The organism is Winogradskyella sp. (assembly GCF_016744625.1).
In the GTDB taxonomy this organism is placed as follows: Bacteria; Bacteroidota; Bacteroidia; order Flavobacteriales; family Flavobacteriaceae; genus Winogradskyella.
On the sequence record NZ_JADGDZ010000064.1, the window covers coordinates 13,208 to 19,387 of the forward strand.

A 6,180-nucleotide genomic window follows, 5' to 3' on the forward strand; every position below is an offset into this window, starting at 1 on the left:
ATCATACAATATGTACAGAGAAGATGATGAATTTAATGGAACTGAAAAAGTACATATATTTAATTCATGGTTTGATTATATTAAAGAAAATCATAAATAATAGTTAAATCAATAAAACTATAGATTATAAGTTTAACTTTCTTTTTCTACAAGTAGTTTTTAAGTTAAATTTGAATGCTATTTAAAAAGAAATTAACCTCATGTTAAACGAAAGACGAACAACTAATATTCTGTTGTTAATCATAGTGATTCCTTTAGTATTTTATCTACTTAAAATACTATCATTTATATTTGTTCCATTAATATTTTCAATGTTTATTGCGCTGTTATTTTTGCCTATAATGCGATGGTTAGGAAGACGTAAAGTGCCAAAGGTTTTTAGTATTATTATAGTTCTTCTTTTAGTAGCTGGTGGTTTAAAAATTGGTATAGAATTAATTCAATTATCTAGTAAACAGATTTTAGCAAATAACACAGGGTTTTTAGACAAAGCTGAAGTAAAAATGGCTGACCTTAAAGTGTACCTTTCAGACGATTTTGGTATTGAATTTGAACAAGACAAGAATATCATAGGTCAGTTTTTTGCAAAAGAAAATCTTGGTTCTACATTAGGGTTTTTAAATTCGTTTTTAACCTCACTTTTAATGACGGTTTTCTTTGTTGTTTTATGGCTGGCAGAATCTATTAATGTCCATAAGCTGCTTAATAATACGTTGCTTAAACGAAAACACACGTCTATTAAAGCTTTTATGAAAATTGAAAAAGATTTGATTAAATTTATTAAAGTAAAATTTTTAGTAAGCGCTTTAACAGGTTTGTTTACAGGATTAATGTGTGTGTTCTTTGATGTTAGCTTTCCAATTTTTTGGGGATTATTTGCGTTTGCCATCAATTTTGTGCAAATGGTAGGTTCATTTATATCTGTTATTTTACTTTCAATTTTTGCTTTTGTAGAATTAGATCCAACAAGTACATTATTCTTTTTTATACTTTCAATCACTTTGGTTCAAGTGACCTTTGGCGCTATTTTAGAACCTGTTTTTATGGGAAAATCTTTTTCTATAAACATTATTGCAGTTCTTGTGATGCTTATGTTTTGGGGATTTTTATGGGGAATACCAGGTTTGATTATGGCCATACCAATCACAGTATTTATCAAAATTATTTTAGAACAGTTTGAAGGTACTAAGGTTATTGCCAGTCTGCTTTCTGGTAATGAGACCAGATTAGAATAGTATTTACTCTGCTTTTTCTGTCTTAAAAGAATTATAATTTTGAACGGAACAGACTAAAAATTAGTTATATTTCGTTCTAAACCTATGAGCTTGAAAAATCTTCTTGTTATAATTCTCACACTATTTTTAAGTATTAATGCTTATGCATCCTACATTCTTATTCCAATGGATGCAGAAACTCAAGAGAATCATTTAAAGGCTTATGGAGTAACCTATTGGACTCTTGAACGCGAGTTAAAAGTAAAATGGTTGTTGAATTATAGAGGAGGCTCTTTCTTATTACCTGATGCAGAGATTATTCAGCGCGAATGCCAGATTAGAGGTGTATCGTTTGAGATTATTTCCGACTCTAAAGCGACTCAAATTTTAGCGGAAATTGCAAGTCCTGCGGTAAACCAAGAAGCTGTAGTATTAGAGAAAGCTCCAAAGATTGCTGTTTATACACCTTATGGAAAACAGCCTTGGGATGATGCAGTAACAATGGTACTGACTTATGCAGAGATTCCTTACGAAACTATTTATGACGAAGAAGTTTTAAAGGATGAATTGTTATTGTACGATTGGTTGCATTTGCATCATGAAGATTTTACTGGTCAATACGGAAAGTTTTATAGAACCTATCGTTCTGCAGCTTGGTATATTAAGGAGAAGAAAAATGCTGAGGAATTAGCGCAAAGATTAGGATATGATAAAGTATCTGACGCTAAGCTAGATGTTGCACTTAAAATAAGAGATTATGTTGTTGGTGGTGGTTTTATGTTTGCAATGTGCTCTGCAACTGATAGTTTTGATATTGCATTATCAGCAGAGCTTGTAGATATTTGCGAGCCTATGTTTGATGGTGATGGCAGTGATCCAGGCTATCAGAATAAAATTGATTTTACTAATACCTTCGCTTTTAAAGATTACATATTAGAACGTAACCCTAATGTTTATGAGTTCTCTTCGATAGACATGACTCAAAAACGTAAGATTCCTTACACTACAGACTATTTTTCATTAATGGAATATTCTGCAAAATGGGACCCAATTCCAACGATGTTAACCCAAAATCATACAGCTTTGGTAAAAGGTTTTATGGGACAGACAACATCATTTTCAAGGGATCAGATAAAATCTAATGTTTTGGTAATGGGAGAGAATAGAACTAATGGTGAAGCTAAATATATTCATGGTATAAAAGGAAAAGGCTTTTTTACATTTTATGGTGGCCATGATCCCGAAGATTACACACATAGAGTAGGTGACCCAAAAACGGAACTCGATTTACACCCAACATCTCCAGGTTATCGTTTAATTTTAAATAATGTACTATTTCCTGCTGCTAAGAAGAAGAAGCAAAAAACTTAATTATTGTAAATGAATAGTAGAGTTAAAACCTTACTCTACAAAATTCAAATCTAAATTATCAATCATTACGAACGCATCGGAAGAACTTAAATTTCCCTAGATGAGATTTTTGAGGAATCTATGGAAACGCATAAAACAAAAAATCCGATTCTTGCGAATCGGATTTTTTTAAGCGAAATGTTGTTATTAATTTGGCTAAAAGCCTTACTTAACTTTGTTTATGATAGCTTCAAAAGCTTCTGGGTGATTCATAGCTAAATCAGCAAGAACCTTACGATTCAAGTCAATATTGTTAGCTTTTAATTTACCCATAAATTTTGAATAACTCATTCCATGTTGTCTAGCACCTGCATTAATACGCATAATCCATAACGCACGAAATGTTCTCTTCTTTACTCGACGGTCTCTGTACGAATATTGCATCGCTTTGTCAACCGCGTTTTTTGCTACTGTCCAAACGTTTTTACGTCTTCCGAAGTAACCTTTTGCTTGCTTAAGAACCTTTTTTCTTCTGGCTCTCTTTGCAACTGAATTTACTGATCTTGGCATTTCTTTAATTGTTTTTTTGTAGTAGGCGACCTAATTGGTACTTGCTAAATAATTTTGCCTAACTCCAGGGTTTATAATTTGTTTTAACCGATTAAAACAGTATTACTTTAAACGTAACAATGTTTTAATATTGTTCTCATCTGCTTTATGTACTAAACCATCATGAGTTAATTTAAGCTTACGCTTTTTAGATTTTTTTGTCAATATATGACTCTTAAAAGCATGCTTTCTTTTAATCTTACCAGTGCCAGTTAGTTTGAAACGTTTCTTAGCACTCGATTTTGTTTTCATTTTAGGCATTTTCTCCTATTTTTAATTTACGTTTCGCTTATTATCGTTTTGCTGAATCAACAGCTTTTTTTTATTTTTTCTTAGGTGCAATGAACATAATCATACGTTTACCTTCAAGCTTAGGCATTTGTTCAACCTTGCCATATTCTTCAAGATCCTGAGCTAATCTTAATAATAAGATTTGACCTTGTTCTTTAAAAACAATCGAACGTCCTTTAAAAAATACAAAAGCTTTAAGCTTTGCACCATCTTTTAAAAACTTCTCGGCATGTTTTTTCTTAAACTCATAATCATGATCATCGGTTTGTGGACCAAAACGAATCTCTTTAACAACCACTTTGGTTGCCTTAGATTTTAAAGCTTTATCTCTTTTCTTTTGTTCGTAAAGGAATTTTTTATAATCCATTACTTTACAAACAGGTGGTTTCGCATTAGGCGAAATCTCTACAAGATCTAAACCTTGTTCATCTGCTATGCTGAGAGCCTGTTTAGTAGGATATACACCTATCTCCACATTATCTCCAACAAGTCGAACTTCTTCAGCTCTAATTTTAGAATTAATTTTGTGTTGATCCTCTTGGACCACACGTCTATTGAAATTCCTTCTTCTACGTATTGCTATGACTTATATATTTAAGTTAAACGTTATTTATTTAAAAGTTTTTAAACTTTTATTTACTTTATCTTTTACGATTTTCACAAAGTATTCTACAGTAATTGTGCCAAGGTCTTCACCACCATGTTGACGTACAGTTATTGTATTGTCTTTCTCTTCTTGTTCACCTACGATAATCATAAACGGAAACTTTTGTATTTCAGCTTCACGAATTTTCTTACCTACAGTTTCATTCCTGTTGTCTGTGAGGGCGCGAATTTCGTCATTTTCTAGCAAATTTAAAACTTTTTCCGCGTATTTTTCATATTTCTCACTTATTGAGATAATGATTGCTTGCTCTGGCATTAACCAAAGCGGGAAGTTTCCGCCAGTATGTTCCAATAATATTGCTATGAAACGCTCCATGCTTCCAAAGGGGGCGCGATGTATCATAACAGGTCTATGCATTTCGTTGTCACTACCTTTGTAGGTTAAATCGAAACGCTCAGGCAAGTTGTAATCTACTTGAATTGTGCCTAATTGCCATTGCCTTCCTAAAGCATCTTTAACCATGAAATCTAACTTAGGTCCATAAAAAGCTGCTTCACCAGTTTCTACTATATAATTTAAGCCTTTATCTATAGCTGCATTTAAAATAGCATCTTCAGCTTTTTTCCAATTCTCATCATTACCAATATATTTTTCTGGCTTTTCAGGATCTCTTAATGATACTTGAGCAGTAAAGTTTTCAAACCCTAATGATCCAAAAACGTATAAAACTAAGTCTATAACTTCTTTAAATTCTTTGTCTAATTGGTCTGGTGTACAGAAAATATGAGCATCATCTTGTGTAAAGCCTCTAACTCGTGTCAATCCATGTAATTCACCACTCTGTTCATATCTGTAAACAGTACCAAACTCAGCAAAACGTTTCGGTAGTTCTTTGTACGAAAACGGTTTACTATTGTATATCTCACAGTGGTGAGGGCAATTCATAGGTTTTAATAAAAACTCTTCACCTTCAGAAGGAGTTGTTATAGGTTGAAAACTATCTTCACCATATTTAGCATAATGTCCAGAAGTAACATATAATTCTTTACTTCCTATGTGCGGTGTAACGACCATTTCGTAACCAGCTTTTTTCTGAGCTGCTTTCAAAAAGTTCTCTAAGCGCTCACGTAAATCTGCTCCTTTAGGTAACCAAAGTGGCAATCCTTGGCCAACTTTTTGTGAAAAAGTAAAAAGATCTAATTCTTTACCAAGTTTTCTATGATCACGTTTTTTAGCTTCTTCTAATAAATGAAGATATTCTGTAAGCTCTTTTTGTTTAGTAAATGAAATACCATAAACCCTAGTCAATTGTTTATTGTTCTCATCACCTTTATAATAAGCTCCAGCTACACTCAGTATTTTTACAGCTTTAATGATTCCGGTATTTGGGATATGACCACCACGACATAAATCTGTAAAAGACGAATGATCACAGAAACTAATAGTGCCATCTTCAAGATTTTCAATTAAATCAACCTTATAGTCGTTTTTATCTATATAATAGGATAGAGCTTCTGCTTTAGAAACATCACGCATTTTAAAGTCGTGCTTTCCTCGAGCTATTTCTATCATCTTATTTTCAATCGCCTTAAAGTCTTTTTCAGAAATTGTGCCATCACCAAGGTCAACATCATAATAAAATCCATTGTCAATAGCGGGACCTACCCAAAGCTTTACACCAGGATACAATTCCTCTAATGCTTGAGCCAAAACGTGAGCAGATGAATGCCAAAACGCTTTCTTACCAGCATTATCTCTAAATGTATATAAAGTAAGGCTACCATCTTCGGTTAATGGAGTGGTGGTTTCAACAACTACGTCGTTGAATTTTGCTGAAATAACATTACGAGCAAAACCCTCGCTAATATCTACAGCCACTTCATGTGGAGTTACATCTTTGTCAAAAGACCGAACAGAACCATCAGGTAGAGTAATTTTAATCATTATATATAGTATAAATTTTAGCATGCAAAGATATACCTATATATATAATAGACAAAGTGAAGTTTCTATTAATATTAAGGATGTTCTTTATTTACAAAGAGAGAGTATAAGTGTTGAGTTATTTGCTATATCTTTTTCATATAGCGATAAGAATAGAGTAGTGGT

The 6,180-nt window shown here is 32.6% G+C and carries 6 protein-coding genes; 2 read left to right on the forward strand and 4 right to left on the reverse strand.

All coding sequences use genetic code 11. The features are described 5' to 3' along the window. The first annotated feature begins 200 nt into the window (after positions 1–200). Together QZZ53_RS12505 and QZZ53_RS12510 are read left to right on the forward strand one after the other, a co-directional pair. Positions 201–1,235, forward strand: coding sequence for an AI-2E family transporter (locus QZZ53_RS12505; protein WP_296385163.1), 1,035 nt, complete (start codon positions 201–203; stop codon positions 1,233–1,235). 84 nt (positions 1,236–1,319) lie between these two features. Continuing rightward, positions 1,320–2,585, forward strand: coding sequence for an asparagine synthetase B (locus QZZ53_RS12510; protein ID WP_296385165.1), 1,266 nt, complete (start codon positions 1,320–1,322; stop codon positions 2,583–2,585). A gap of 204 nt (positions 2,586–2,789) precedes the next feature. Here the strand turns inward: QZZ53_RS12510 and rplT are convergent, their stop codons facing one another. The 4 genes from rplT to thrS form a co-directional block, all read right to left on the reverse strand. Beyond that, positions 2,790–3,134, reverse strand: coding sequence for a 50S ribosomal protein L20 (gene rplT / locus QZZ53_RS12515; RefSeq protein WP_296385167.1), 345 nt, complete (start codon positions 3,132–3,134; stop codon positions 2,790–2,792). 102 nt (positions 3,135–3,236) lie between these two features. Further along, positions 3,237–3,434, reverse strand: coding sequence for a 50S ribosomal protein L35 (rpmI, locus tag QZZ53_RS12520; RefSeq protein ID WP_038530922.1), 198 nt, complete (start codon positions 3,432–3,434; stop codon positions 3,237–3,239). Positions 3,435–3,495: 61 nt separating this feature from the next. Then, positions 3,496–4,011 (reverse strand): translation initiation factor IF-3, encoded by a 516-nt coding sequence (gene infC, locus QZZ53_RS12525; RefSeq protein ID WP_296385173.1) that lies wholly within the window; start codon positions 4,009–4,011, stop codon positions 3,496–3,498. A gap of 63 nt (positions 4,012–4,074) precedes the next feature. After that, entirely contained in the window at positions 4,075–6,015 is a 1,941-nt protein-coding gene (gene thrS, locus QZZ53_RS12530; RefSeq protein ID WP_296385175.1) for a threonine--tRNA ligase, read from the reverse strand. Positions 6,016–6,180 lie beyond the last annotated feature (165 nt).

Excerpts from the sequence above, each read along its gene's own strand:
- QZZ53_RS12510 (WP_296385165.1), top strand. The coding sequence starts at position 1,320 with ATGAGCTTGAAAAATCTTCTTGTTATAATTCTCACACTATTTTTAAGT.
- thrS (WP_296385175.1), bottom strand. The coding sequence starts at position 6,015 with ATGATTAAAATTACTCTACCTGATGGTTCTGTTCGGTCTTTTGACAAA.
- QZZ53_RS12505 (WP_296385163.1), top strand. The coding sequence starts at position 201 with ATGTTAAACGAAAGACGAACAACTAATATTCTGTTGTTAATCATAGTG.
- rplT (WP_296385167.1), bottom strand. The coding sequence starts at position 3,134 with ATGCCAAGATCAGTAAATTCAGTTGCAAAGAGAGCCAGAAGAAAAAAG.
- rpmI (WP_038530922.1), bottom strand. The coding sequence starts at position 3,434 with ATGCCTAAAATGAAAACAAAATCGAGTGCTAAGAAACGTTTCAAACTA.